Raw genomic sequence first — 26,551 nt, forward strand, 5'->3', positions numbered from 1 at the left:
CGTTACATACCTTTCCGATAGATTTCTAGTGCCTTTTTGAGGTATTTGGCACCGTAATTAAAGTAGATATAGAGCCATTCGCCCACGAAGTCACCTTCGGCTTCCTTGAGAAGAGCCCAGAGGTACCAGCACCATCCTGCAAGGGCAATGTGTGCATAGTTATGCGCGACTTCGTTGTTTGTTGCCTTGCGTCCAAAATATGCATCAAGCGCGCGGTCAACTTCATTTTCGGAAAGCTCGCAGCAGACGCTGCACGTTCCAAAATCGTTCGCATAATCGCTCATGCCGGCATATTCCCAATCGATGAGATAGTACTTGTCTTTTTCATCGATAAGGAAATTCAGGTAAAAGAAGTCATTGTGGCAAAGGCATTTCGGCGCGTTGTCGGCTTGGACAAAGCGCTCCAACTCATCGATTTCGGCGGCCATTTCCTTGTAGCCCGGGATGTCGATAGGGCCCTTCTCCAGAAGGAGCGATTCGTAGCGCTTCGCCTCAACGTAGAAGTCAAATTTGGTTTCAACGTCAGCGCCGCTCTCGTGAAGCGAACGGCACATCTGCATCATTCGGTCCATCTGGGCAGCGTCATGCGGATCGGGCTGCTTGGCATTTGGAACAAACTTTGATATTTTCCACCCGCGTTTTGGGTCCTCATGGATGAACGTGTCGTCAAGACCGAGCTCTTTGGCCTTTTTAAGTGCGGTCACTTCTCCATTTCTATTGATGAGCAGTTCGGTTCCGACTCCCGGATGGCGGTAGACGTATTCTCCGTCGTTAGTCCTAAAGTGGCACGATAGATTCGTCAGACCTTGTTTGAGGGGATAAACGTCGTGAATCTCTGATTTTGAGCAGCCGAGCACCTGCTCGATGTTGTCGAAGATATCCGAGTCAACGTTTTCGATAAAATGCGGGTCAAAGGCGCGCAGCTCATCAAGAGAGTCGAATTCGTTTATCTCGCCCTCGGGATACTTTTTGATCACCATATCAAGCTCCTTGATGTGCTTGATATAAAGATCCTCCCAGAGCTTGTCCGCCGTTTCCGGCTTACCATATTCCACTTCGAGAATTTGCCTAAAAACATGTGAAAAGGCTTTATCGAAGTAAACATGGCCAAGCATGTACCACGCATCGGAACCACCGATCGTGACATTGGTGATTCTATCCATTGCCCCTGTCTGTATGCACCATTCTTTAGTCGTGCCTTCAGCATATTGAGCAGAGTAGAATGCTTTCCAGACATATGCCTCGAATGGGTTATTCAGAAGGTAATCATCGCTTGAGCAAATATAGGTGTTACCAAGTCGCTCTTTTACGCACATAAGCGATGCGTGGTTGTTTTTGGATGCATATTCGTTGTTGACGACAATTGATACGCCGAACTTGCTTTCAAGATAGAAGAAGTACTCTTTCTTATAGCCGACGACGACGGTGATGTTGGTGATGCCCGCATCTTGCAGCTGCCTAATCTGTCGCTCAATAAGGATCTCGCCGCGCACTTTTAAAAGGCCTTTAGGTTTTTCATACGAAATGGGGGCGAATCGGCTCGAAAGACCTGCCGCCAATATCACAGCGTTTTCAACCTTGTAGGGGTGGAGTGCTTCATAGCCGTTGTCGGTTAGACTGTCAGATGCAAGAAAGCCCTCATTCGTGAGTTCTTTATTTGCTGCGTTTACCGATCCAAGTGAAAGACCGGTATGCTCGGCAACTTCTCGCTGGCTGGCATATGGGTGCTTTAAGTAATCATATAGAACCGTAAAGTTGCGCTTGTTCAGTTCCACTGTAGGCCTCCGATTAAGGTGTTCATTACTTGCTATTAATATAGATTAACTGAACGATATGTTCAACCTACGGTGAAACCTTACATAGACTGAACAGAGCATGGTGTAATTCAATCCCGACGGCAACGCCCCTCGGAGCCCTCTGCGGGTCGGGGCAGACGGCCGACAGAGGCAGCAACCATCGATCGTCGATGCGGCTCAAACGTATCTGTAAATGTGGAGGAGCCGGCCTTTTGGTCGGCTCAGACTGCAATGGCTCGCTGAGCGATTTGTAATCTGACGGGATGGTTTTAGGTGATAATGAGTTACTGGCGACTTCGAATGAGATATGGTTGGTATGATGGATGAAGAACTATAGATACGCCCTATAGATGGAATTCAGTAATAGCTCTGTGTTTCTTGATTCACTGAGTAAGACTTTTGAATAATAGAGGGAGCCTGGATTTACTTGTTTGAGTCAAATGACCATACATTTGTGTTGTGTGCATATAAAGAATCGCCGTATTTAGAAAAGTGTGTACTCTCGCTCCTGAATCAGTGCGTGCGCTCCAGAGTCATCATTTCGACGTCGACTCCCAATGCATACATCAAAAGTGTTTCCACTAAGTTTGGCTTGCCGTTATTTGTGAATGAAGGGGAGGCCGGCATTTCGCACGACTGGAACTGCGCGGTCGCCCACTGTGAAACCCCTCTGGTTACCATTGCCCACCAAGACGATATTTATCTTCCTGATTATTCTACGAGAATGCTGGAAATGATGAATTCATGTGCCATGCCTTTGATCTTTTTTTCTAACTATGGAGAATTAAGGGGCAATCAAGAAGTTGATGACAGCGCATTATTAGCGATTAAACGCTACTTGCTTCGAGATATTAGAAAAGCAGGGTGCCTTGACTCGATTAAGCGAAAAAGGGCCTTGCTGTCGTTCGGGTGTTCGATATGTTGCCCGTCCGTAACGTTCAACACTGGTGCCCTTCCCGTTCCATTGTTCTTGGACAACATGAAGTCCAATTTGGATTGGGAAGCTTGGGAGCGTTTTTCGAAAATTGAGGGCTCGTTTGTTTATTCGGATGACATTCTTGTTAGGCATCGAATCCATTCAGGCTCAGAAACAAGCGTTTTGATTAAAGACGACACGAGAAGTGCCGAGGATTTGAGGATGCTGAGCAAATTTTGGCCAAAACCGGTGGCCTGCATAATTAACTGCGCTTATTCGCTTGCGATGCGTAGCAATTCTATCTAATTAAACTGGAGCATTATATATAGGTATCGGCTGGCACGCTGCTGTTGCGGTGTCTGTTCATCAGACTCTTTATATATGTTGCCAAGTCATGTATCTTTAAGCCACAAAGCTATATGGCTCGGCGCCGTCGGCTTCGTTTTGCTCCAGCTATTGTTTTTACTCGCTCTTCTAGTGCTTACCTTGTATATCTGAAACTGGAATTGCTGTCCCAGCCAAATGGGGCAAATCAAAAGCGTGAACAGTTCGATATTATATAAACTACGGTATTATACTATCTGCTAAAACCAATTACCGTGATTTTGAGAGCTAGTTTTGAAGACACTAATCATTATTCCCGCCTACAACGAGGAAGCATCTCTGGGGAATACGGTCGCTAAGTTAATGACTGCTGTTCCTGAGGTTGATTTTCTAGTTGTTAATGACGGTTCCATCGATGGCACGGTTGCGGTGTGCCGCGATAACGGCTATCCATTTTTGGATCTTCCTTGCAACCTTGGTCTTGCTGGTGCATTTCAGGCGGGTATTAAATATGCCTATCGGCATGGATATGACTGCGCCATTCAGTTTGATGCCGATGGCCAACATCTGCCGCAGTACATTCGCGATCTCGAAAAAGCCATTGAGACGTGTGATATTGCAATCGGTTCGCGCTTTGTCAATCACCCCAAGGGCACCTCGCTTCGCATGTTTGGCAGCAATATCATCCAATCTGCCATTAAGCTCACTACGGGTGAGACGATTCATGATCCAACGTCCGGCATGCGCGCCTTTAATGCCCGCATGATTAAGCTTCTTGCGCTTGGTCTCAATATGGGACCCGAGCCTGATACCGTTTCGTATCTCATTCGATCGGCCAACGCCAAGGTTGTCGAGGTTCCCGTAACTATGGCAGAGCGCGAGGCGGGGGAGAGCTACTTTAACTGGAAATCTTCCGCTAAGTATATGCTTCGCATGACACTGTCTATTCTGTTTATCCAGTTCTTCCGTAAGCGCTTGGAGGGCGATGCTGCATGACGCTTCCGCTTCGCATTACGCTGTTCGCGGCGTCTTTGCTCACGTTTGCCTATATGACCATGAAAATTCGCGATTCCAAGATGCGTCTCGAGGACTCTCTATTCTGGTTCTGCTTTTCAGCGCTTCTGCTGCTTGTTAGCATCTTCCCGCAGGTGTTTTTCTGGCTTTCGAATCTCGTTGGCACCATGTCGCCCTCGAACTTCGTGTTCCTCTTCTTCATCTTTATCCTTTTGATTGTCTGCTTTAAGCTAAGTGTCCGTCTTTCCCAGCTTGACACAAAGCTTCGCGAGCTTACTCAACAGCTGGCGATTGAGAAATACGAACGTCATCGCAATGACGAGAGCCATGTGGAAAGAGGCTAGTCTATGAAAGGTATCATCCTTGCTGGCGGGTCGGGCACGCGTTTGTACCCGCTTACGCTTGTGACTAGCAAGCAGCTGCTGCCTGTTTACGACAAACCCATGATTTACTACCCGCTATCTACCCTCATGTTGGCGGGTATCCGGGATATTTTGATTATCTCGACGCCAACGGACCTACCCAATTTTGAGCGCCTGCTTGGCGATGGTTCACGCTACGGTGTAAACCTTACTTATGCTGAGCAACCCTCGCCGGATGGCCTTGCGCAGGCTTTTACTATCGGTGAGCAATTCATCGCTGGCGAGCCGTGTGCACTTGTTCTGGGGGACAATATCTTCTACGGCAACGGCCTTTCCCGCCATCTCAAGAGGGCTGTAGAGAATGCCAGCGTTGGTCGTGCCACGGTGTTTGGATACCATGTCGACGATCCCGAGCGCTTTGGTGTAGTGGAGTTCGATGCACAAGGGAAGGCTGTCTCCATCGAGGAGAAGCCTGAGCACCCCAAGTCCAGCTATGCTGTTACGGGCTTATATTTCTACCCGGGTGATGTCGCGGTTAGGGCGGCAAAGGTCCTGCCTTCGGCCCGCGGCGAGCTCGAGATCACCGACCTTAATCGCATGTACTTGGATGAGGGAATCCTCTCCGTGGTCACCCTCGGCCGCGGCTATGCGTGGCTCGACACCGGTACCATGGAGAGCCTGCACGAGGCTGCGGAGTTCGTCCGTGCTGTGGAGCACAGCCAGGATTTGCCCGTTTCGGTTCCCGAAGAGATTGCCTGGGAGAACGGTTGGATTACAACCGATCAACTTCTCGAAGCTGCCAAGGCCTACGGCAAGTCCGTTTACGGTCAGCACCTCAAGAAGGTCGCGGCCGGCGAGATTGTCAATAGCCCCCGCGAGTACTAGGAGCGATTTGAATATGTCTGAAATCTTCGAGCCTAAAAACATCGTCGTTACGGGTGGCTGCGGCTTCATTGGTAGCAACTTCGTGCATTATGTCGTGAACAATCACCCAGAGGTTCACGTGACGGTTCTGGATAAGCTGACTTACGCTGGCAACCCCGAGAATATTGCGGGTCTGCCGTCTGATCGCGTGGAGCTCGTTGTGGGCGACATCTGTGATGCCGATCTGCTGGACAGGCTGGTCCCTGGCCATGACGCCATCGTGCATTATGCGGCGGAGTCCCATAACGATAACTCCATCGCGGATCCCGAGCCCTTCCTGCGCACTAACGTGGAGGGGACCTTCCGTTTGCTCGAGGCGGTACGCAAGTACGGCATTCGTTATCACCATGTTTCTACCGATGAGGTTTACGGTGACTTGCCTCTCGATGATCCGGCAAAGTTCACCGAGGAGACGCCCTACCATCCGTCGAGTCCGTACAGCTCTACTAAGGCTTCCTCCGACATGCTCGTGCGTGCTTGGACTCGTACGTATGGCTTGCGGACCACTATCTCCAATTGTTCGAACAACTACGGTCCCTATCAGCATGTGGAGAAGTTCATTCCGCGTCAGATCACGAACATCATCGACGGCGTGCGTCCGAAGCTCTATGGCAAGGGTGAGAACGTCCGCGACTGGATTCATACCGAGGACCATTCCAGCGCTGTGTGGGACATTCTTACCAAAGGCCAAATGGGAGAGACCTATCTCATTGGTGCCAACGGCGAGCGCAACAACATCACCGTTCTTCGTATGATTCTCGAGGCCATGGGGCGCGACCCCGAGGACTTCGATTGGGTTGCCGATCGCCCTGGTCATGATCGCCGTTATGCCATCGATAGCAGCAAACTGCAGCGTGAGCTTGGTTGGAAACCGTCTCATACCGATTTTTCTGAGGGCCTGAAGGAAACCATTGATTGGTATGTAGCCAATGAGGCATGGTGGCGACCGGCCAAGGAGGCTACTGAAGCACGGTATCGTGCCCAAGGGCAGTAAGAACTCCTGCAGACAAAGCATTGCAGCCATAGGTGCCCTTGCGGGCCCAGGGGCATGGGGATGATCCTGGGCCCGCAAGGGCACCTATCTTTGATTGGAGCTACGCTTAAATGGCGGACATCGCATTTGAGAAAGACCTGACTGTTGCTGAGACTGGAATCGAAGGGCTTAAAGTTCTCGATTTGGCAGTCCATGGCGACTCCCGCGGTTGGTTCAAGGAGAACTGGCAGCGCGCGAAGATGACTGCGCTTGGGATTCCCGACTTGAATATTGTTCAAAACAATATTAGCTACAACGATAATCGTGGCGTGACCCGCGGCATTCATGCGGAGCCCTGGGATAAGTTCATCAGTATTGCACGTGGCTCCGTTTTTGGCGCTTGGGTCGATCTTCGTGAAGGCTCACAGACCTTCGGTAAGGTCTTTACCTGCACGCTGGACCCTTCTAAAGCTATCTACGTGCCTCGTGGCGTGGGTAACTCCTTCCAGGCCCTCGAGGATGGCACTGCCTACACGTATCTGGTGAATGCACATTGGTCGCTGAAGCTCAAGAAGACCTACACCTTCGTGAACCTCGCCGATCCCGAGCTCGCCATCGAGTGGCCGATCCCGCTCGACGAGGCCACCGTGTCCGAGGCCGACCTCAACCACCCGATGCTGAAGGACGTCGTCCCCATGGCGCCTAAACGCACCCTGGTCACCGGCTGCAACGGCCAGCTTGGCCATGCGGTCCGCGCACTTGCCGAGGAGCGCGGCGTCGCCAAGGACTTCGACTTCTGCGACATCGACACCTTCGACATGTCCGACCCGGCCGCGTACTCGCGCTACGACTGGTCGCTTTACGGTACCGTGATCAACTGCGGAGCCTACACCGCGGTGGACAGGGCGGAGACTCCCGAGGGCCGCGTGATCGCCTGGAAGGCCAACGCGACGGGCCCTGCTCTTCTCGCCCGCACCTGCGCCGAGCACGGAATTACGCTCGTGCACGTGTCCTCCGACTACGTCTTCGACGGCACGGCCGAGGTCCACGACGAGGACGAGCCCTTCAGCCCGCTCTCCGTCTACGGCCAGACCAAGGCAGCGGGAGACATCGCCGTGGCCGGCTGCCCGCGCCACTACATCATGCGCAGCTCCTGGGCCATCGGCGAGGGGCACAACTTCGTCAAGACCATGAAGGGCCTGTCCGATCGCGTCGCCGACCCGGAGGATAAACTCACCCAGATTACGGTCGTGGACGACCAGCTGGGCCGCCTGACCTTCACGCGCGATATGGCCGCGGCTATCTTCCACGTGCTGGAGAACAAGGCCCCCTACGGCACCTACGACTGCACCGGCTCGGGTGCCGTTAAGAGCTGGGCCGATATCGCCCGCGCCGTCTTCGAGGCCGCCAACGGCAACGGCGGGAAGGTCGTGCCGGTGTCGACCGCCGACTATTACGCCAGCGCCGCCGGCCCCATCGCCCCGCGCCCGGTCAACTCCGCGCTCGATCTGTCCAAGCTGGAGTCCGCCGGCTTCCACATGCCCGACTGGGAGGAAGAGCTGGGGGAGTACCTCAAGACGCTCTAGTCCCCCTTAAATATGCGAGGGCAAAAGCCGCCGTTCTTTAACGGTGGCTTTTCCTTTGTCTGGCGTAAAGCCCTGCCGCGACAAGAGCGGCGGCTGTCGCCAAGCTAATTGCGAGCCCTGCAGATGCTGTCGAGGGCAGCCTCTCTTCCATGAGATCGAGGAGGCTCGACCGTTCTTAGTATCCAAGTCGCCCTCTACTTCGTGTTCGTTTTTGCCCTGCGCAGGAGTCCGGGAAAGGTCTTCTCGCTTGCGGCTGGTATGATAGGGAGGCGAGTCGCGGGTCGCCGCTGACGCAGGCTGCGGCCATGGCGATTCGGATAGAAGACAGGTCAGGCCATTTGGTGAGGGGAGTCGATTGCTACGGTGGATGAGATGAGGGCTGACGAGGATTCCGCATCCGCTCGCACGGACCTCTCCGAGGCGCTGCGCGAGTCGGAGGCGATGCGTCTCAGCATGGCGGAGGCTCTGAGTGAGTCCGTCGCATATACCGAGATGATGCATAAGACGTCCGAGGCGGTTTACGCTAGTATGGCGCCGGCCCTCGAAGCAGTTGCCGACAGCATCAAGTCCATTACGGCGGGCGTCCGCCTCGACTCCATTCATGCGGTCCTCGATTCCATCAACTCCAGCGGCTGGCTCTCTTCCTATCGAGCTTCCGAGGTCGTGAAGGTTGTTTCCGCCCAGCAAGAACTTCTTGCGGCATGTACGGCCTCGCTCCAGACGCCCGCCATTCGGGACATGGCGGACCGCTTTGCGTCCAAAGACTACCTCGGCGTCTACGAGAGCCTTGCCAGCAGCCTTTCCGGGCTGACCGTCAGGGGCCCCGACATCGCCCTCCTTGGCAATGTCGGCGGACTTGTCGATTCCCTCGGGGATTTCGGCTACGGCGGCTCGATGCCGCGTGGTACCAAGACCTTCGTGAGGGACCTCAGCAAGGCCTCGCTCGAGCGGCTCTCCGTTAGCGAGAATGTCTCGGTCGACATCAAGGGGAAGAGGTTGCTCGCGACGGACGCCGAGACGGACTCCGGGGCCTGCAATTGCGTCGGCGACGATTCCGGCGAGATATCCGCGAACGTTCGTTCGTTCAACGTCCTGACCTCATCCCTGTCCTTCCTTGAGGGGCTGACCGAGGTTGATATGATGAAGCTTCAGCAGCTCTGCTCGGATGACCCCGCCTTCGCAAAGGATTGCAAGGCCGGTAGGATTATCTGGGAGACGGTTCGTGACTGGAGGGATACGATTTCGTTCGACAGGCCGGTCTATTACCATGCTCGACTGAAGCCCGCAGGGACGGTCCCGTACCTCAAGGACGACATGGCCAAAGCACCCCGCCTGTTTGTGAAAGCGGGGAGGTTTAACGGCCCGCAGAAGGCTTACTACTACTTCTCCGACACAGAGCACGGCGCGATGCAGGAGATTGGAAAGCACGGTTCGGAGGACGAAGCCCAGGTCGCCGAGATAGAGGGCAAGCGCGATGTCCGCCTCATCGACCTTTCCGGCGTGGGCCGCGGGACCAACTACTTCCTGAAGTACCTTCGGTTCCCATTCACCAACACCAACCAGGTCATTCCGCCGGAGTACCTCGTGCCGAACTTCGTTGCCCAATGCTGCCGCCATGCCGGCATCGACGGGATCAAATACTACGGCAGCAAGACGTACAGCAACTACGTAGTTTGGGACGACGGCTTGTTCCGCATCGCGTCCATGCGTGTGGTTCCCATCGAATGAGGCTGATATGACAGCTGGATTCGATGCGGCTGGCTTCTACGACTAACTCATGTACGCACTGGGGGAGATTGCAGGCTATGCCGCCGCGGTCTACCATCGGCGCTAGCCCCCCCCTACGAGTAAACAAGCCGATTCTAGTGAACGCATATTTAATGTGGGGGGCATCGAATAGCTCATTTCTAACTGTAATGGGAGGCAGTGGCCTTGGATAATTCCAACCTATCTCTTGCCACCGATACACCAATCAAGGCGAGGGAACAAGATCTTATCGGAAGGATCCCTTTCGCTGAGAGACTGGCTGGTATTCTGAAATCCGCAGCTGGCCCTGAGTCGCTTGTCATTGGTTTGTACGGGCCTTGGGGCTCAGGCAAGACTTCGGTTATAAACCTCGTCGAAAATGCGCTTTCCCGAAAAAACGATGACGGCAAGGCGGGAGTCTCGGTCGTCCGTTTCGAGCCCTGGAATTACCTCACGGCCGAGCAGCTGCTCGCTCAGTTCCTTAAGGAAGTCGGGGGTGCGCTTGATAAAGATGCACATGGGCGGCGCACGCTATTCAGCAAGCTGCGCGGTAAGCGCCCCGAGGTGCTCAATGCCTTTGCGGCATATTCTGAAGCCTTGATAATTACCGCCGGCGCCGCTGCCAGTTTGGCGGGCGCGCCGCTTGCAGGCGTTGCTGTGCCCGCCTTCGGTAATCGTTTGGCGAGCAAGTTGAGGAAATCCGCAGATAGGGCGGGAAGCGTCTCCGCGGAGAAACAGAGACTTGAGGAGGAGCTCCTCAAGTTCGATGGGCGGGTCGTAGTGATCATCGACGATATCGATAGGCTGCCGAACGATCAGGTGCGTATGGTATTTCAGCTCGTCGCCTCTCTGGCGAAGCTCCCCAAGATAAACTACCTTCTTTCATTCGATGAGGAGGTGGTTACGCGGGCTTTAAGTGAGGTCCAGAAGTGCGATGGCGCCGAATACCTGGAGAAGGTGGTCCAGGTTCCTGTGCGCCTACCGTCCATTTCATCGGGCGATTTGGAGCGGATACTTCTCAAGGACATCAACGCGATTTTCGAGGCGTTTGCCTACAGGCAGGAGGACCTCGACGACAACAGGTGGAACGGCGTCTGCCTGACGTTTCTGAACAATCGGCTCTTCACCATAAGGGAGGTTCGGCGGTTCACGAATGCGTTGAAGGCGAAGTTGAGCATTCTGCCGCGATTCTGCTGCTTCGAGGACGTTGTCGCCTTGGCGGTGCTGGAGCTCAAGGTGCCAAAGCTCGTAGATTGGATTCGCGTGCACAAGGACTTCCTTTGCGGCACAATCGGATCGTCGTTATATATGAATAACATGGATCTGAAAGACAACCTCGCCAATTTGGAGGCGCAGTTTTCTGAGATAGTCCCGAGCTCCGAGGCCAAGTGGGCGGTCGAGGCCGTCTGCAGGATCTTCCCGCAGGTGGCAAATAAAACTGGCATGAGTCATTGCGTCTCTTACTCGAGGGAGAGTTTGAACGGTATCTGGCGGGCCGATTCCTTCGATCTATACTTCCATTCGAACATGCCGGACGGCATCGATGTTCACGAGGTGCAGGATGCGTTGAATGTGAGCGAGGGCGAAGTGTTGCTCGAAGCCCTGCGCAAGCACGCTGAAGCGGCGAGCATGATCGACTTTGTGTCGGCTATGAGGGCCCGTGTATCGACGTTGGAGGAAGAACGTGGCGAAGTCGTCGCCAAGGCATGCCTTTTGGCCTTGGGTTTGAGTAGGGAAAAGAGCTACGCCGCTTTGGCCTCGACGAGCGCCGACCTGGAACTCCTCAGACTCATCGAGTTGCTGTTCAAACAGTTGGGGCCTGCCAAGTCTGGTGAAATCCTGCGAGCATCGGTGGACGAGAGCAAGGGGAGAGTGATCTATCCGCTCGCGCCTTTCTTGATATCTCAGCTGAACAGCCTGAATGACAGGGGAAACGGTGGCTGCAATACGCTTTTGCCCGAAGGCGACATTTTCGAGCTTTCCGATGCCGTTTGCGCCAAGGTGGGCGAGGACGCCACCGCGAGGAACCTGTTCCTAGTCGATGAGTGTCATTATGCGTTGATCTTGCTCAAGGAACGTAAACCCAATGAATTCATGGCTTATGCGAAAAGGGTTGCCAATGCTGACGGGGCGGGATGCGCGTCTTTTCTCTCGTTCGGGCCGGTGCGTTACACCTCGCTGGGCAGCGGCGAAGTAACGAGCTTCTCATTCGATAAGACTGGTGTCGCAAAGGTGGTTGAGCTCGCAAAGATCGACGGTCTTCTTGCTGAGGCGCGCGCAGACGGCAGCTTTTTCGAGTTGCCGGAAGACTTCCAGCTGATTGCGGCAGCTTTCTGCGTTGCGAATGGAGGCGATGACGGTGGGGATAGGATCTCTGCCGAGAAAGCTGGTAGGCTCCTTGCGTGTTGGAGGCGAGATAGCAGGAGGGCGTGATGACGGGTGGTACCGTCAAAGATCATTCGCAAATTTGTCGATGTCTAGATGGGGCCACCGGCGTTAATGCCCTAAACCCCGTTTCGAGCAGCGATACGTCCAGGTAGCGCCTGCGGTCCCATTTGTTTTCGACTGTTTATTCCAGCCTGGCGGTCACCGGCATCAGCTCGGATTTCCTGTCGGAGATCGGCCGACGACGCGGATTCGGCGGCCGATCTCGCTGTTGAAGTGTTCGCTGGGGTTGCTCGTCCTAATTTTGGTCCAATGCCGTATGGGGAAGTGATCGGGGGATGCGGACGTTTCTTTGGACCGGCTATGCGACCAGCCCTTGGACTGGCCGTTTGTCGCGTGTTAGGAGTTAACTTTGTCTAATGAACAACAGGGCGGTGCTTGCTCGGGGTCTAACGAATATAAGCTTCACGATACCGCCGCCCGCTCTGGCGCCATCGTGAAGCTTTCTTCTGGCACTCCGGACGCCATCTGGGGCGCGAGTGCCCCGCACCTCAAAGGCCTTGCACAGATCCAGGACTCCGTGCGCGCCATAACCGAGCAGTTCACCAAAAACCTCGAAGGCCTCTATAACTTTGCCGCCCAGCTTAGCTTGCAACTGAGCTCCCGGTTCGGTGTCCTTGACGAGTTCCGGGAGTCCGTGTGCTCGAACATAGCCTCCTTGATGGAGCGGCTAGCGGAGATAGGCGCATCGCTCGACTGGGAGGCCATCCTTGAGGATTCAAAGCGTTGGGGCTCGTATGGCTGGGCAATCACGAACGACCAGTTCACCTACAACTCCCCGCCGCACTGCCCCTCGACGCTGGGGGAGGCCGATGCCGTCTACCTCTCATTCCTCGATGTTGACGCCCTTATTGCTGGCCTTGAGGGCAGCGTTGCCAAGAAAGTCGACTTTCGCGAGGCCGTCGTGCTTTTCCGCGAGAGGCACTATAAGCCCTGTGCCATGATGCTTTGCTCGCTTATTGACCGAGAGCTGTTTCGCGCATGCTGTGGGCCGAGACGAGATGAGTGGGGCACGCGTAAACAAAGGTCTTGGTCTCGCGAGCTGAAAAAGCTGAAAGGTTCGCTTTCAGATGGAAGTGACGGTGAACTCCCCGCCATGGCCATTTCGATAATCGACTTTGTCAACATATGCGAGGCCGTGGACTACTTCTTCAGGTCAGGAGATGACTTCAACCGCGAGCGAGAAGGCGAGCTTAACCGGAACTTCCTCGATCACGGCATGATGTACAAGCCGGTCCGACGCAAGACTTGCATCAAGCTCTTCGTGCTGTTGGATGCCGTGAGCTCGTCGCTTCCTGACGCGTTGGGATATGTCTCTGGCTTGGCCAAGGGTTAAACTGCCATTTTCATGAGGTTTGGACGCCTCGGCTCTCTTACCGATGAGTATCCACCAAGCTCACCGGAGCAATGACGTTTGATAGAAGCGGCGTTACTATTAGGCTCCGCCTGCGCGGCGGCCATCGCCTTCGTCAGCGTCTCGGCTGCCTCGCGCTTGGAGTCAATGTTCACGTGGGTGTAGATATCCATGGTGACGGCGGAGGTGGGGTGATGCTCGGCGAGATCTTGAGTCTAGATTAAACATGGCTAAGGAGGGGGCTCGATTGATCCTCAGTGGAGTCCAATGGGTGGCTGCAACTCTCATCGGACAAATGGATAACCGTGAATATGCCTCAATTATATTGATAGGTCTTTTAGCGATTTATCTTCTGGCTAAGGGTAAGTTGTTAAGCGTTATTAAATCGCTTGCTGATGTTATCAAACTTGCGCTAAATCCAAAAATCCTGATTCCTGCGCTCATTCTTGTGACATACTCCGCGCTTTTGATATACGGCGCGTTTGAATGCGGGTTTTGGAATACAGGCATCTTGCTGGATACGATTCTTGAGGTTGTATTTGTTGGGTTTCCCTCCATGTATATTGCTTCTAAGGCAACATCGGTCACTTCAATTAAAAACGAATTGATTGTGCCCGAAGTCGGCTTTGGCGCACTAACGTCTTTCTATATCAACTTGGTCTGTTTCCCGATTCTGTTTGAAGTTGCTCTTCAAGTAGTCCTTTTGTTTTTGGGTATTGGCTATGCCCTATTTTCATCCAGACGTGATGTATCCAATCTACGCTTGTTTGAAAACATGAGGGTTGTTTTGGGCATCATTGTTTTTGTTGCAGCAACGTTGCTGCTCTCAAATGCCTGGTCCTCTATGGACTGGGGCGATGAATTAAGCTTGCTGTTTCTTTCAATCTGGTACCCAATATTCATCGCACCCTATGTTTTCGCGCTTGCCTATTATGCTTCGCTTGAATCGATGTACATGCGCATTAACGTTGTGGAGAAGAACCTGCCTGCAAAGGAGTTTATTAATATCGCAATAGCGTTGTTTCCAAACTTTCGATACATCAGACATTTCAACGGACGGAATGCCCAAAAGTACCTTGAATGTTTAAGACCGCCTGAAAAAGCTTCCTACTTGGCTACTTTTAAGCGTGAGGTCGACACGAACGCCGCCAACGCCAACGCTAAGGTTAAGCGGTTTGAATCGGGCAAAGGGAGGAGCGGGTTCGATGAAGATGGGATATGGTTTGACTGGACATATCTGGAAGAGATGAAGTCCTTTCTTTGGACAATTGCAAGTTTGGAGAATCGGAGCTGGATGGATTCCGGTGCCTATTCGTCTCTGGACGAGGCGTTTAACCGCTTCTTGCCCAACGGCTGCAACGGATCGTTGTTGCTTTCTCGTGGAAAGGATGCATATGTCTGTTGGGCAATCAACCCATCAGGTTTTGTGTTTGCTTCTGGTTCCAGAGATGGTGCTTTTCCTTTTATGAAATACGAGGGCGATCGCTGCCCAATTACCGACGGTGCGGATATGCTCTCTGAGTTTGTTGATGACAACGGGGATGCTGATTCGCAACTTAAAAACTGGCACTTCAGCTTTTATACCGATAAATCTTACTTGTGATTACGCTTGAGACTGGATGATTTGACGATGCCTTTCTCTGCGCCGATTTAATTCAGCCAATCCGAGCCGAACAAATATAGCCGCTGCGCCCCGCCTCCGCCCTAGACTGAAATACGCCAATACACCAGCGAGAGGAGGATGGATGAACCAACAGGAACGCAACGGCCTGGAAGACGTTAAAGACAAGGCCCTGGCGGACATGCGCGCCGAGAACGGCGGGGCCCTGAAACCAAACGACGTCAACCTGGCGGAACTCGCCAGGCGCGCCGGGATCACCCGGTCCAGGGCCAGGACCATCAAGGCGCACGGCTTCAAGGTGTTGCCGCACGGCAGGACCGGCTTCAAGGCCGCGACCACATTGCTCGCGCCTTGCGTCGCCGACAGCCGAGCGCGCTGGCCAGGTTCATCGCGCTCGTCTGCGGCGGACAACCCCGTTGTCGGCGGGAAGGCGGCGAGGCATGCGCTAGAATGACGGCATTCTAGGCGACTTTTGCTTCCTTGGGCAGCCTGCGGCCACCTTCGAGAATCGAGCCCTACGCCAACACGCGACACTACCGTACGCGTCGGTGGCAATTGAGGGCAACCGCTTCGTTAACGAAGCGGTGAATAGAAGGGTTTAGATGCTGTAGCGATAACAGGACTCCAGATCTCTCGGATAAAGGACCGGTTGAGGTTCGAGTCGTTTGTTCGCTGGGCCCCGACGCTTGCCACTCTGGTGATTGTGATCGCCATCTTTCTTTTGATCCTGCAACCGGTCAAGGATACCGTCGCGCTTTCTACTTCGACATCCGATGTGATCGTGAGCACCGCCGAATCGGCTTCCCCCGTGCTGGTGGATGATGAGGCGTCGTTTTTGAAGTTCAACCCTGGAGCAGTCGTTGTCCAGCCGTTGCGTTTGGAGATACGGTACAGGTAGCTTGTGTACACGGGCGAATACCTGGTGCTGGGATTCGCGGCTGCTTCTACCGCGATGCTATGGCTGCGCCGGTTCGAGAGGGCAAGGCCGGCGCCTCCGGGGAACACGATTGGTCGGAGCTGAAGAAGATGCCCAGGAAGATGATCGAATCCAGCCCGGAGCTTGTCGTCAACGTAGAGACTGCCAAGGATATCAACTGATTTCAAATCCTGGACGCAGGGGTCGTAAGGGCCATTACACCAACCTTCGCGACACTATCACAGTGCGCTGGCGGTGCTTGTTCAAGCTTCGGACAATAGAGCTTAGAAGGCAAGGATACGAAGTTAGAATCGTTGTCGTCATTAATCTAGTACGGTTATTCGATAGAGACGTCTGCTGCCTTCGGTAAGAACAAGCTCAAAGCCAGGAGTATTTTCGTTTATGTTGTGAATACCCTTCCAGTCGTCCCTTTCGTAAAAATCAAAGTACTTTGTTCCGCTTTTTCCATTGAAATCGTAATCGAGGACAAGAACGTACTTCGCGTTTATTGATTTGACGGCATCCTTGACTTGGTCATCGAATGAAATGTCGGCTAATCTTGTTCGAATTAAATCCGAAGTATCGTTGTTTTCCGGTGCGAAGAACCGCCTGTAGTAGGTATTGATGTTATCTAGTCCGTAGGCATAAACGCTTCCATCATTGGGATCGTTAATCACAAGGTTGTGAGTTCCCGTAATTGCTTCAACCTTTTTAAGGAACTCCGAGTCTCCAATGGTTAGGGAGGCGGTAGGGCTTGTAAGGGTGTATTGGTATTTAATCGTTGAGGTTAGGAAATCAAAGGAGTCTGCATTTTTGTTTGGCAAGAGGATAAAAGTGTTATGTCCATAGCAGATAACACAAAATAAAGCAATTGATAGCACTTGGATTAATGAGTCGACACGTATTCCCTTGGTACCTATTCCCATTTTGGTAAGTGTGCATTTAATTGCGTTATGAATTAATTCTAGTCCATAAGATACGAGGGGAATTAGGCACAATCCATACATGCACGCGATTCGATAGAAGTCGTTGTACCAAAATCCCGAGAGATATGTTCTTAATAATCCACTGCTTGAAATGCAGATGATATATGAAATAGCAAAATAAAGCGGTGAAAAGAGTAAGCATCGATTCCGACGTAACGAAACAAGTCGAATAATGCCCAAGAGTACACAGGCGACCACAATCCATTGAGGTGGGTTATTGTTATAAATTAGGGTCAATTCGAGTATGCAGCGTGTGGCGCTTTTAGCATCTAGGATGGGGTCCCAGTTGAAATTTGCGACTCCAGAGAAAACTGGGCTGTTGCGACAGATGACCCAAAATAACAGAATGGCAATGGATGCCGCGCATGCCAAGAACGCCGCTGGCAAACCTCTTTCTTTTGATGTTTTATATATGCTGCGGATTAAAAATGGAGCCAATATTACGCCCATGGTCATGATGCAATTTGGCTGAGCGAGTGCAATAGCGAAGCATCCGGTAACGAATAATGCCGCCAGGTTAACGCGTTTACCATGTTTTCCGTCGAGAAGTGATATAAAGCAGCTAGATGTATTTGATATAAAGACAAGACCTAAGAGGTTGGCATAGAGAGGCCCCCAAATTACGAATTTCCAAGGGCATGCACAAACCGAGAGCGTCGTAACGGATCCGGCAATGTGAAGGTTGCGATTGGTCGAATCAATCGATACTAAAAATGAATAAAGACCTAGCGGAAAAACGACGGCTATAAGTGCTGTATTGAGTGCATTAATACAAATAGTCGGTTCAATATTAAGTGTCTGCATGCAAAGGGCGGCAAGAATATGCCATTCGGCAGGATAAAAACCGGCGCCAACAGTGGCGCTGGCGCTGTGTTCAAAAAGGCTAGCAGACAGACAAGACATATCGCCGCTTTGTGCAAAGCTTCGTACGGCGTTGAGGTGATAATAATTATCTGTTCCGTCTTGGAAGAAAGCGGTAGCCCCATCGAGATTGGCTACAAACACTGCAGTGGTAACTAAAATGCCGACAAAGATATAGATAAGGGGAATGTGAAAGTCTATAAATAGTAGATCCTGAAGTAAATTGCGCTTGTCTTTCAGCCTAACGAAAATACCAACAGCAAGAAAAAGAGAAGTCCAAGGAAAGATGATTGTCAGTGGTGAGGACTTAAGTCCTAGACAATAGAGCACAATGCCGCTTAACGAATAGGAGAAGGCCGTTATCGCGGGGGCCATCGAAATGGATATGCGTTGATCAATCTGTAGGGCGGAGAGAAAATAATAAGTTGGCACAAACAGAACTGCTATGTATAGAAAAAAAGCGATGCTGAATTCGAACCACATGTGTAAACCTTTTTAAAACAGGGGTTGGTTTCTGCTATGGAACGTTTATCCCATTGAGGAATAAGCTGCGGGAGAATCAAGGCCGGGAAGATATACAGGTTGATTGCTGCTATTACCTGAAGTCCAACTGGATTCGGCCGGATGTGCCGTTGTGGGAAAGGAATAAGGCAATCGAAATATGTCTTCAGACCAGAATGCCAAGGTTGCACAAGGAAAAAGATGGAGTGCTACTTTTAAGGCTTTCGCTGTAACTCATGTGTCCAAAGTGGCCTCGCATCATGACTCTGTGACTTTACGCGTTCATTAAGGAAGTCTTGCGTTTATCGGCAAATGGAGGATAGGCCCCTTTTGAGCGCTGAAGCGAGTCCCTCTTCCTTGAGGTAGTAGGAAAAGACAGCCATCTTGCCCTTTTCACGGGCAAGGTCAAGTTCGGATTTGCCGTCTTTGCTATTGCGAAGCTCATTCACGTATGCCTTGGGGTCTGCAACGATGGCTTTAAGCCTCTTGAGCTCGTCGGGCCAAAACAGCTTCTCATCGATTTCGTTATTGTCGAATGCCTCCTTATATTCGGCGGCATATCGCTCCAAGAAGGGGAGCTGGAACTCTTCGGCGAGTCTGCTGAAGGCAAACTCGCAGTTATGGGTCTTCTTATACTCAAAGATGCCAATGAACTTCTGGCATAGCTCGGGGTTGCTCCTCAGCCAGCTCTCGATCCACTGGTACTCATCGAGCATGACAAATACCTTGTTGGACTGGTTGATCGAAGATGCGGCGTTGTCCTGTCGATAGCAGTAGAAAGCCTCGTCAAGAACGGCGATTCTGGTTGCCCAGCAGTAGGACTGGAACCAAAAGCCGTTATCTTGGAAGCCCGCCCCGGGGCTCTCGTTGAATTTAATGTCGTGCTCAACAAGCCAAGAGCGCTTGTAGATACCGGTCCAGTTTTCCATGCGGATATTGAACAGGTCCATATTGTCCTGCGGATTGAGTACTTTGTTGTAATAGGAGCTTTTGTTGCAGATGGGCTCCTTCTCAAGATGGTCAACGCCCTCGGCGTCGGTTGTAAGACGGTAATAGTCGGAGCGAATAAAATCCAAGTCATCCTGAATCGCTCGGTTGTAGAGCTTCTCATACATATCGGGCTTAAGGTAATCGTCCGGCTCCAGAATGCCCACGTATTCACCGGTTGCGTTGCTCATGCCAACGTTCATGGCGTGTCCGTAGCCGCCATTGGGCTTATCGATAACCTTGATGCGAGTGTCGTTTGCGGCATAGCGCTGCATAGTCTCGAGCGAAGTATCCTTAGAGCCGTCGTTTACGCAGACGATTTCGATGTCTGTAAGGGTCTGCGCCAGAACGCTGTCAAGCGCCTGCTCAAGATAGGGCTCGGCATTGTAAATCGGCATTACGACAGATACTTTTGGCGTTGTATTGCTCATATAACAATCTCCTTAAATGGGTAAGGACTAGTTCTTGCTTGCGGTTTTGCCTGTGATAGCAAAATCGGAACCTCGTTTTATCTGGGGGCTTGGTTGTGACACCGCCTGCTTTAGGAGCTTTCGCTTGCACCAACCAAAGCTCTTGCCCAAGGTTCGGAAAAAGCCATCGTACTGGATTCCCTCAAGGAATTTTATCAAACGGGGAATAATGCGATGGTGCTTTTGCTGGTTTGGACCGCCTGGACTGGCCTCGTCGTTACCCACCGCCTCTTCAACAAGTGTGCGATATCGTCCGTAAACCGTCGGCTCTAATCCAAAGAAGGCGGGGGAATGGAGCCCAATTTCGAGCTCCGGGAACTCGTCGTTCGCAAGTGCCCTAAGCTGAATTTGACGACCGTTATCATCGTCCATGGTCTCGATATTCCATACCAAGTAGCCTATCGCCCAATTGAGGAAACCCCATGAGGTCTTCTCGTATAGACTGGGATGCTTTTTGAGCTCAGTTTTGAGCAGACAGGTGCTCTCGTAGAAAGCGAGGGGGTCTTTTGCGCGGGAACCCGACACCGATCCGGAGCGGTTGACTCTGTGGCTGATAAGCGGGGTATCGACTACGGAAATCTTGGATGCGAGCGCCAGGGAGAGGAAGACAAAATACAAGTCTTCGCTATTGGTGAGCTTTGGGTATCGAATGGCGTTTGCCTCGATAAACGAGCGTCGGTACAGTTTGTCCCACGGCCAGCCGATAAATGCGGTAAAGATATAGTCGCGCATGTCCGTCGCGCTAAAAACTGGTTGGTCGGGAATCTGCGCAATGTTGATAGTCCACCACGAATCGACGGGAGTGCCGGTGGCGTCGTCAAATTGCGAGGACCTGCATACAACAACGTCGCTATCATGCGTTTGTGCGCTTGCGTACAGTTCCTCTAATAGCGTTGGCTCGTAAATATCATCGGCATCGAGCATGATGACGTATGTTCCCGTTGCGGCGTCGAGTCCGGTATTGCGTGCAACGCCGGGGCCGGAGTTTTCTTGCGTAAAGACGCGGAACCTCTCATCTGCTTGGGAAAACGCCTGAAGGATGCCAAGACTGTTGTCGCTCGATCCATCGTTTACGCATAAGACCTCAAAGTTGGAAAATGTTTGCGCCTGGATGCTCTTGAGCGTTGTTTCCAGATAGCTTTCGCCGTTATAGACGGGGAGAACGACGGAGATGGTGGGTATCGAAGGATTTGTAGTCAAGTGAATCAATCTTTCTCGTTTCGCGGGCTTCTGCGTATTAGTTAGCGTCTTGCAATATCCTTTATCTTGCTCAGAGGCGCGAGCAACGCGTTTCCCAGCTTGTATGAATGTGACTTATATACAGCTGCGAGCTTTTGGTCGGCTTCGACTCGCCATGTGTCGTACTGGAGCCGTTCCGCCTCGAGTGCACGCTCGAATTTCTCCCGATCGCAAAGGGCCTTATCTCTTTCTTTGAGCGCGGTGATGGAGCAAGAGATGACTTTTGCCCTGTTTAAGTCCAGCAATTCTCTAAGCTTGTTTTCATAGGGGTCCAAATTGGGCTCGGCATTTTGAGGGATAGCGTGAATGACGGGCTCAATTTCGGTAAGGTAGGCATCGGCCTCTGCACTGGGTAAGCTCTCGATGGTCCACAGTGAATAGTTGAGGATCCAACGGTAATAAGAATTGAGGCAGGCCTTACCGTGCGTGGATTCGCCCAGCATGTCGCCGATAGCGCGAATGGCGCAGAGTGCATTGTTCCAGCTCTTTGCGCGAGAGCCTTCCAGCGAGTTCTTGTTGTTGGTTCGATGGTGGAACAGCACGGAGTCTAGGCACACGATGGTGTCTGCCAGCGCTAGCGCGCAAAAGACAAAGAGGGCGTCGTTGGTGGTCCTGAGTGGCTGAAACGTAAGCGCTGTTTTGTCGATAAACTCCTTGCGGAACAGCTTGTCCCACGGCCAGCCGATAAAGCTTTGGAATAGCTTGTCGCAATAGTCTGCGTGCGCAACGGGGCGATAGAAGTCCATGCCGTTGAGCGCGCCTTCGATAGTCCATGTGTCGCCCGTTGTGTTGTCGAATCCTTCGGATTTGGCGATGGCGATGTCTGCCCCATGCTGCTCAATGGCATTTACAAGCTCTTCGAGCGCAGTGTTTTCAATATAGTCGTCGGCATCGAGAAAGTAGAGATACTTACCCCGAGCCTTGGACATACCATTGTTGCGAGCTACGCCGGCAAACTGGTTTGTCTGCTCGATAAGTGCAACGCGCGAATCGTTATTGGCAAATTTCGCTACAACCTCGCGCGTGGTATCCGTCGATCCGTCGTCAACCACAATGACCTCAATATCGGGCAGCGTTTGAGCGAGGACGCTCTCTAGCGTTTGCGCGATATAATCTGCCGCGTTATAGCTTGGGATGATAACGGAGACGATAGGCATTTCATGTCCTTTGGCTCGTGGTGTGCTTGGACGGGGGCTGGAGAGATACTCAACGATTTGAGACCTTTGAGCGCTAGGGTCGGGCTTACTTGCCGTTGGGGTAGTGTGTTTTATATAGCTGGAGTTTCCACTGCTTTCTTTCTACCGTGGCTACGGAATCGAGGACGAAGCCGGTAACCTTGTCTATGGTGACGGCCTCGTTGTAGCAGGGAATAATGACTGCAGTATCTGAATAATCCAAAATCGGTACCCCTTAGATCCTAATAAATTCTAAGTATACCTGTAGTGAACTGAACCCCTTCTTGCTATCAATATGTTTGTGAGTCGTCTGGGTTTGCGGGCGTGCCCCCGCCATCGCCTCGTCAGTCCCTCTGCCAGAGGTCTCGCGTGTAGACCTTCTCCGCTACGTCGTCGAGGACTCGGTCGTAACGGTTGGCGATGACCACGTCGCTCGCCTGCTTAAACGCTGTTAGGTCGTTGACCACGCGGCAGCCCTGGAGCTCGGCGAGTGTGCTGGTGGGCTCGTAGACGATGACCTCGACCCCGTGCGCCTTGAGCTGGTCGATCACATCGAGCGTCGAGCTTTGCCTAAAGTTGTCCGAGCCGCTTTTCATGGTCAGGCGGAACGCGCCGACGACCTTTGGCTGCATTGCCAGAACCTGGTCCACGATGAACTGCTTGCGTGTGCTGTTGGAATCGACGATGGCGCGAATCAGGTTTTGGGGAACATCCTGGAAGTTGGCGAGGAGCTGCTTGGAATCCTTGGGCAGGCAGTAGCCGCCGTAGCCAAAGCTGGGGTTGTTGTAATGGGTTCCAATGCGCGGATCTAGGCAAACGCCCTGGATGATATCGCGCGTGTTTAGGCCCTTGCTCTTGGCGTAGGTGTCGAGCTCGTTGAAGTACGAAACTCTCAGCGCCAGATATGTGTTGGCAAAGAGCTTGATGGCCTCGGCCTCCGTCGAGCCTGTTACCAGGATTTCCGTCCCTGTATCCTCGGAGCCTTCGTCCAAAAGATCGACGAAGGTCTGAGCCGCCTTTCGGTCGGCATCTTTTGTAATGCCGGCGACGATGCGGCTGGGGTGGAGATTGTCCTCCAGCGCGTGGCCCTCGCGCAAAAACTCGGGGGAGAAGAGTATCTGGAGCTTGGGATACTTAGCGCTTATATCTTTGGTGTAGCCAACGGGGATGGTGGACTTAATGACTATGGCGGCATTGGGATTAAGCTCCTCGGCGAGGTCGAGGACGTTCTCGATGCTCGAGGTGTCAAAGTAGTGTGTGACGTCGTCGTAGTTAGTTGGCGTGGCGATGACGATATAGTCCGCATCGACATAAGCCTTGGCTGGGCCGGTGGTCGCCCTCAGCGTGGCGGGACGCTGCGCCAGATAGTCCTCGATGAATGGGTCCTTAATAGGGGAGATGCCGTTGTTGATATCGGCGACCCTGCGCTCGTCGATATCGATGGCCGTGACATCGTTGTGCTTGGAAAGCAGGCAGGCAAGCGAAAGGCCCACATAGCCAAGGCCTGCGACTGATATGTTCATAGGTGCCTCCCGGCATAGTTGATGTTTCTGACTTAATGTAAGCCGCCACGGCGTAAGTTGGTTTGGCCTATCGGCCGAGCAGCTTTCGCGGGATAGCGGTTAGAGCTCTTCCTAGTTTATAGGAGATGCTATTTTCGAACTGCAATCTCACCGCGTTTTCTGCTTTTGTTTGCGCCTCGATCGCCGTTTGCACAATAGGGTCCTCGTGCTCTTGGCATGTCTGAATGCGCTTTTGAACGAGTATGGCGAACAGGACTTGATCGTGCGGTGTGTAGCTCGATATGAGTTTTTGTATTTGATTGGCGTCGATGACATTGTAGTGATCCACTGCGGCATCGATCCACATGCCGATTAGCGCAGCGCAATCGTCGACAGATGCGGCGGTGGAACGGTGCTGCCCAATAAAGTCTATGGTCTCGATGGCACATCGAAAATAGCCGTCAAGGTTCGCTACGCTCGCCGGCGTAGTCATAATTGAGCTACTGCGTATGCGCCGAAGGTGAAGTTGCTGGTCGATGTATCGAACCGATTTGGCAAGCAACAGAGCTTGGAAGCTAAAAAGATTGTCCTCGTGGATGATGCCCGGATAAAAGGCGAGCTGCGTTTTCCTTAGAAAGCCGACGTTAAATGTCCTTAGGCATACACTGGGGCGAAAGTCGCCGTTCGCAAGTATCGCCGATAGATATTCCGGACCGGTTAGCGCGTTTGGATACAAACCGGTTCTTTGATAATAGGTTCGATATGTTGGAAGTGATTGCTCCAGCTGTGCGTCTTCGTAGAACACCTGGGTATTAAAAGTTAGGATGTCTAGGTGTTCGTGGGCTATGCGATCGGCGATAGTTTGCAGCGCATTGTCCGTGAGCATGTCGTCGGCATCAAGGAAGATGATATAGCCGTTATCTGCGTTTCTCGTGACCCAAGTGAGCGCCGCGTTTCGGGCAATGGACAGGCCGCCATGGTCAATGGGGATAACATGTTTGCGATATCCCTCGATGTCAAGAGTTTCCATAATCTGCAGCGTGTTGTCGCTCGACCCATCGTCTACAAAGATGACTGTTTTGGGACCTTTGTAGGATTGACGCAAAAGCGATTGAGCCAGGTCGTTGAGGTATTTGGACACGTTAAACCCGGGAACGATGATGTAAAACGTGGGCATGCTTGACATGTTGGCCATGGGCGCCCTCCGTACTTTGCCCAGATATCAATTAGTCTCTCTAGTGTAACGTAACTCGGCTAAGCGCTAATTCTTTGTGTTTGTTGATGGGTCCTGCCGAAATGCGTGCAGGTCCGCTCGTTGTAGGAAAACAGCTGCTCGCATTTGTTGCTCAACATCTGGTCCGTGCACGGGCGTGTCATCGAGAGCGGATGACTGGCACCCCGCGAGAAGAAGGACCTGTGCTATGAAAGCCCTCCGCAAGTGCGCATGCATAGCTGTTCAGCTCGTTGTTACCACCGCACTCTTGTTCCAACAGTGTTCTGCTTGACTGCCGGTTGCGCCCGCCATCAAAAAACGCCCCGCACAGCACTTGCTGCACGAGGCGTATCCGTAAACGTTGGGGTGCGCCATGTCGGATTCGAACCAACGACCTTGGGATTAGAAGTCCCCTGCTCTATCCAACTGAGCTAATGGCGCATGCGCACCTGATTATACCGTGCCGGTCCGTCTCGCGATATGACAAATAAAGCTTCGGGATTGCTGCTTCATGTATGGGATAATCATTCCGTAATCTGGGCCTACTCGTCCGCCTTCGTTACTCCACATCCTTGTCTGGCTGGATAAGCTCCTCGTAACGGCTGATATGCTCGCGGCCGTCTTCGACCTCGTGCAGCAAGAAGTAGTAGAGCGTCTCGATTATCGCCATGGCCGAGATCTTGGAAAACGCGAAGTCGCCCGTGGTGAGCAGCGCCTCGTGGTTTACGGTGCGCAGCACGTACGATGCCAGGCGGGCGAGGGGAGACTGCTCGTCGCCCGTGATGGCGATTACGCAGGCGCCACGGTTTTTGGCGGCCTGGGCTACGCGCATCAGGCGCTGGGAGCGTCCGGAATTGGAGATTACGAGCAAGGCGTCCTTGGGCTGCATAGTGAGGGCAAAGCCCACGGCGATCTCGTTCACCTCATGTGTGGTGCAGCGCAGGCCCAGCTGCGAGAACTTGAACGTGGCGTCGAGTGCCACAGAATTGGTGTTGCCTACGGCAGCGATTTGTATGACGTTGGCGCCCGCCAGGCGCTTCACCACATTGCGCACGCAGGCGCCGTTGATGCCGCGCAGTGTGGCCTCGAGCTCGCCCATCTTGGTGGCAAGGATGCTTTTGAGTGAATCCTCTACGTTGTCGAGCGATATCTCGCCATCGAGGTCAAGCCCGTCGTGCTTGAGCGTGAGGTCGCGGCCCAGCGAGAACTGGAAGCTGCGGTAGTTGTCGAACCCCAGATGCTTGCAAAAACGCGAGATCGTGGCTTCGGAGGTTCCGCTGCGGCGTGCGAGCTGCGCGGCGGTCATCGTGGGTGCCTCTTCGCGGTGATCCAGGATGTAATCTACGATGCGCTGCTCGGTCCCCGAGAATTCACGGGTTGAGCTGATGAGCGATAGCGCACTGAGCTCTCCTGACGCCATGTGAACCTCCATTTTTCGGTGAACGGTACTGGTCAGCAAGTTGCTGAAATCATTATCACAGTGCTTGAGCTGGTATTTGACGAGAACATTTCAAACACCGTTCACAGCTGTGAAAGAACCTTTCACCATGTACGGTCATCCGCTGTGAAGAAGCCGTGTACGCACGTGCTATGATTTTCGGCGAAAACCCGGGAGGAGTGCGCGTTGCACGTCTTGCGGA

At 52.7% G+C, this 26,551-nt stretch carries 21 protein-coding genes and 1 tRNA gene; 13 read left to right on the forward strand and 9 right to left on the reverse strand.

The genetic code is table 11. The features are described 5' to 3' along the window. Positions 1-2 precede the first annotated feature (2 nt). Positions 3-1,775, reverse strand: coding sequence for a phosphotransferase (locus HF320_RS03810; protein WP_349290697.1), 1,773 nt, complete (start codon positions 1,773-1,775; stop codon positions 3-5). A 448-nt stretch (positions 1,776-2,223) separates the two neighbouring features. Here HF320_RS03810 and HF320_RS03815 point away from each other — a divergent pair, with 448 nt between their 5' ends. From HF320_RS03815 to HF320_RS03875, 13 genes are all read left to right on the forward strand, one after another. Continuing rightward, positions 2,224-3,018, forward strand: coding sequence for a glycosyltransferase (locus HF320_RS03815; RefSeq protein WP_169277136.1), 795 nt, complete (start codon positions 2,224-2,226; stop codon positions 3,016-3,018). 312 nt (positions 3,019-3,330) lie between these two features. Beyond that, positions 3,331-4,032, forward strand: a complete 702-nt coding sequence (locus HF320_RS03820; RefSeq protein WP_169277137.1) for a glycosyltransferase family 2 protein — start codon at positions 3,331-3,333, stop codon at positions 4,030-4,032. Then, complete coding sequence (locus tag HF320_RS03825) at positions 4,029-4,394, forward strand: DUF2304 domain-containing protein (RefSeq protein ID WP_169277138.1); 366 nt, start codon at positions 4,029-4,031, stop codon at positions 4,392-4,394. Before HF320_RS03820 ends, HF320_RS03825 begins: the two co-directional genes overlap by 4 nt. A gap of 3 nt (positions 4,395-4,397) precedes the next feature. After that, positions 4,398-5,297, forward strand: coding sequence for a glucose-1-phosphate thymidylyltransferase RfbA (rfbA, locus tag HF320_RS03830; RefSeq protein ID WP_169277139.1), 900 nt, complete (start codon positions 4,398-4,400; stop codon positions 5,295-5,297). A 13-nt stretch (positions 5,298-5,310) separates the two neighbouring features. Then, complete coding sequence (gene rfbB, locus HF320_RS03835) at positions 5,311-6,330, forward strand: dTDP-glucose 4,6-dehydratase (protein ID WP_169277140.1); 1,020 nt, start codon at positions 5,311-5,313, stop codon at positions 6,328-6,330. Positions 6,331-6,440: 110 nt separating this feature from the next. Further along, positions 6,441-7,895 carry a sugar nucleotide-binding protein gene (locus tag HF320_RS03840; RefSeq protein ID WP_169277141.1) on the forward strand — a complete coding sequence of 485 codons (1,455 nt, stop codon included), beginning with the start codon at positions 6,441-6,443 and terminating at the stop codon, positions 7,893-7,895. Positions 7,896-8,267: 372 nt separating this feature from the next. Then, positions 8,268-9,623, forward strand: a complete 1,356-nt coding sequence (locus HF320_RS03845) for an RES family NAD+ phosphorylase (protein WP_248276617.1) — start codon at positions 8,268-8,270, stop codon at positions 9,621-9,623. A 204-nt stretch (positions 9,624-9,827) separates the two neighbouring features. Beyond that, on the forward strand, positions 9,828-12,074 hold the full coding sequence (locus HF320_RS03850) for a KAP family P-loop NTPase fold protein (protein ID WP_169277143.1): 2,247 nt from the start codon (positions 9,828-9,830) through the stop codon (positions 12,072-12,074). Between the two features lie 364 nt (positions 12,075-12,438). Next, a complete protein-coding gene (locus HF320_RS03855; RefSeq protein WP_022387298.1) occupies positions 12,439-13,422 on the forward strand; it encodes a hypothetical protein in 984 nt (327 codons plus the stop codon). A gap of 289 nt (positions 13,423-13,711) precedes the next feature. Next, positions 13,712-15,043, forward strand: a complete 1,332-nt coding sequence (locus tag HF320_RS03860) for a hypothetical protein (RefSeq protein WP_169277144.1) — start codon at positions 13,712-13,714, stop codon at positions 15,041-15,043. A gap of 142 nt (positions 15,044-15,185) precedes the next feature. Further along, positions 15,186-15,515: a hypothetical protein gene (locus HF320_RS03865; protein ID WP_169277145.1), complete on the forward strand. Its 330-nt coding sequence runs from the start codon at positions 15,186-15,188 to the stop codon at positions 15,513-15,515. Positions 15,516-15,710: 195 nt separating this feature from the next. After that, complete coding sequence (locus tag HF320_RS03870) at positions 15,711-15,959, forward strand: hypothetical protein (protein ID WP_169277146.1); 249 nt, start codon at positions 15,711-15,713, stop codon at positions 15,957-15,959. A gap of 59 nt (positions 15,960-16,018) precedes the next feature. Further along, complete coding sequence (locus HF320_RS03875) at positions 16,019-16,159, forward strand: hypothetical protein (RefSeq protein WP_169277147.1); 141 nt, start codon at positions 16,019-16,021, stop codon at positions 16,157-16,159. Positions 16,160-16,300: 141 nt separating this feature from the next. On the opposite strand, the gene HF320_RS03880 is transcribed toward HF320_RS03875, so the two are convergent. The 8 genes from HF320_RS03880 to HF320_RS03915 form a co-directional block, all read right to left on the reverse strand. Beyond that, on the reverse strand, positions 16,301-18,307 hold the full coding sequence (locus HF320_RS03880; RefSeq protein ID WP_169277148.1) for a DUF6541 family protein: 2,007 nt from the start codon (positions 18,305-18,307) through the stop codon (positions 16,301-16,303). 320 nt (positions 18,308-18,627) lie between these two features. Further along, on the reverse strand, positions 18,628-19,743 hold the full coding sequence (locus HF320_RS03885) for a glycosyltransferase (RefSeq protein WP_169277149.1): 1,116 nt from the start codon (positions 19,741-19,743) through the stop codon (positions 18,628-18,630). 27 nt (positions 19,744-19,770) lie between these two features. Further along, positions 19,771-20,982 carry a glycosyltransferase family 2 protein gene (locus tag HF320_RS03890; RefSeq protein WP_169277150.1) on the reverse strand — a complete coding sequence of 404 codons (1,212 nt, stop codon included), beginning with the start codon at positions 20,980-20,982 and terminating at the stop codon, positions 19,771-19,773. Positions 20,983-21,023: 41 nt separating this feature from the next. Then, entirely contained in the window at positions 21,024-22,178 is a 1,155-nt protein-coding gene (locus HF320_RS03895; protein WP_022387288.1) for a glycosyltransferase family 2 protein, read from the reverse strand. Between the two features lie 362 nt (positions 22,179-22,540). Next, positions 22,541-23,719 (reverse strand): nucleotide sugar dehydrogenase, encoded by a 1,179-nt coding sequence (locus HF320_RS03900; protein ID WP_169277151.1) that lies wholly within the window; start codon positions 23,717-23,719, stop codon positions 22,541-22,543. A gap of 67 nt (positions 23,720-23,786) precedes the next feature. Next, on the reverse strand, positions 23,787-24,893 hold the full coding sequence (locus tag HF320_RS03905) for a glycosyltransferase (RefSeq protein WP_169277152.1): 1,107 nt from the start codon (positions 24,891-24,893) through the stop codon (positions 23,787-23,789). 385 nt (positions 24,894-25,278) lie between these two features. After that, positions 25,279-25,352, reverse strand: a tRNA-Arg gene (locus HF320_RS03910). 118 nt (positions 25,353-25,470) lie between these two features. Then, positions 25,471-26,331 carry a MurR/RpiR family transcriptional regulator gene (locus HF320_RS03915; protein ID WP_169277153.1) on the reverse strand — a complete coding sequence of 287 codons (861 nt, stop codon included), beginning with the start codon at positions 26,329-26,331 and terminating at the stop codon, positions 25,471-25,473. Between the last annotated feature and the right edge of the window lie 220 nt (positions 26,332-26,551).

It is taken from the genome of Collinsella acetigenes (assembly GCF_012844445.1).
Classification (GTDB): Bacteria; Actinomycetota; Coriobacteriia; order Coriobacteriales; family Coriobacteriaceae; genus Collinsella; species Collinsella acetigenes.

Bases quoted from the DNA above. Each gene is read 5' to 3' on its own strand.
- HF320_RS03825 (WP_169277138.1), top strand. From the start codon at position 4,029: ATGACGCTTCCGCTTCGCATTACGCTGTTCGCGGCGTCTTTGCTCACG.
- rfbA (WP_169277139.1), top strand. From the start codon at position 4,398: ATGAAAGGTATCATCCTTGCTGGCGGGTCGGGCACGCGTTTGTACCCG.
- rfbB (WP_169277140.1), top strand. From the start codon at position 5,311: ATGTCTGAAATCTTCGAGCCTAAAAACATCGTCGTTACGGGTGGCTGC.
- HF320_RS03840 (WP_169277141.1), top strand. From the start codon at position 6,441: ATGGCGGACATCGCATTTGAGAAAGACCTGACTGTTGCTGAGACTGGA.
- HF320_RS03845 (WP_248276617.1), top strand. From the start codon at position 8,268: ATGAGGGCTGACGAGGATTCCGCATCCGCTCGCACGGACCTCTCCGAG.
- HF320_RS03865 (WP_169277145.1), top strand. From the start codon at position 15,186: ATGAACCAACAGGAACGCAACGGCCTGGAAGACGTTAAAGACAAGGCC.
- HF320_RS03875 (WP_169277147.1), top strand. From the start codon at position 16,019: ATGGCTGCGCCGGTTCGAGAGGGCAAGGCCGGCGCCTCCGGGGAACAC.
- HF320_RS03880 (WP_169277148.1), bottom strand. From the start codon at position 18,307: ATGTGGTTCGAATTCAGCATCGCTTTTTTTCTATACATAGCAGTTCTG.
- HF320_RS03885 (WP_169277149.1), bottom strand. From the start codon at position 19,743: ATGAGCAATACAACGCCAAAAGTATCTGTCGTAATGCCGATTTACAAT.
- HF320_RS03895 (WP_022387288.1), bottom strand. From the start codon at position 22,178: ATGCCTATCGTCTCCGTTATCATCCCAAGCTATAACGCGGCAGATTAT.
- HF320_RS03900 (WP_169277151.1), bottom strand. From the start codon at position 23,719: ATGAACATATCAGTCGCAGGCCTTGGCTATGTGGGCCTTTCGCTTGCC.
- HF320_RS03905 (WP_169277152.1), bottom strand. From the start codon at position 24,893: ATGGCCAACATGTCAAGCATGCCCACGTTTTACATCATCGTTCCCGGG.
- HF320_RS03915 (WP_169277153.1), bottom strand. From the start codon at position 26,331: ATGGCGTCAGGAGAGCTCAGTGCGCTATCGCTCATCAGCTCAACCCGT.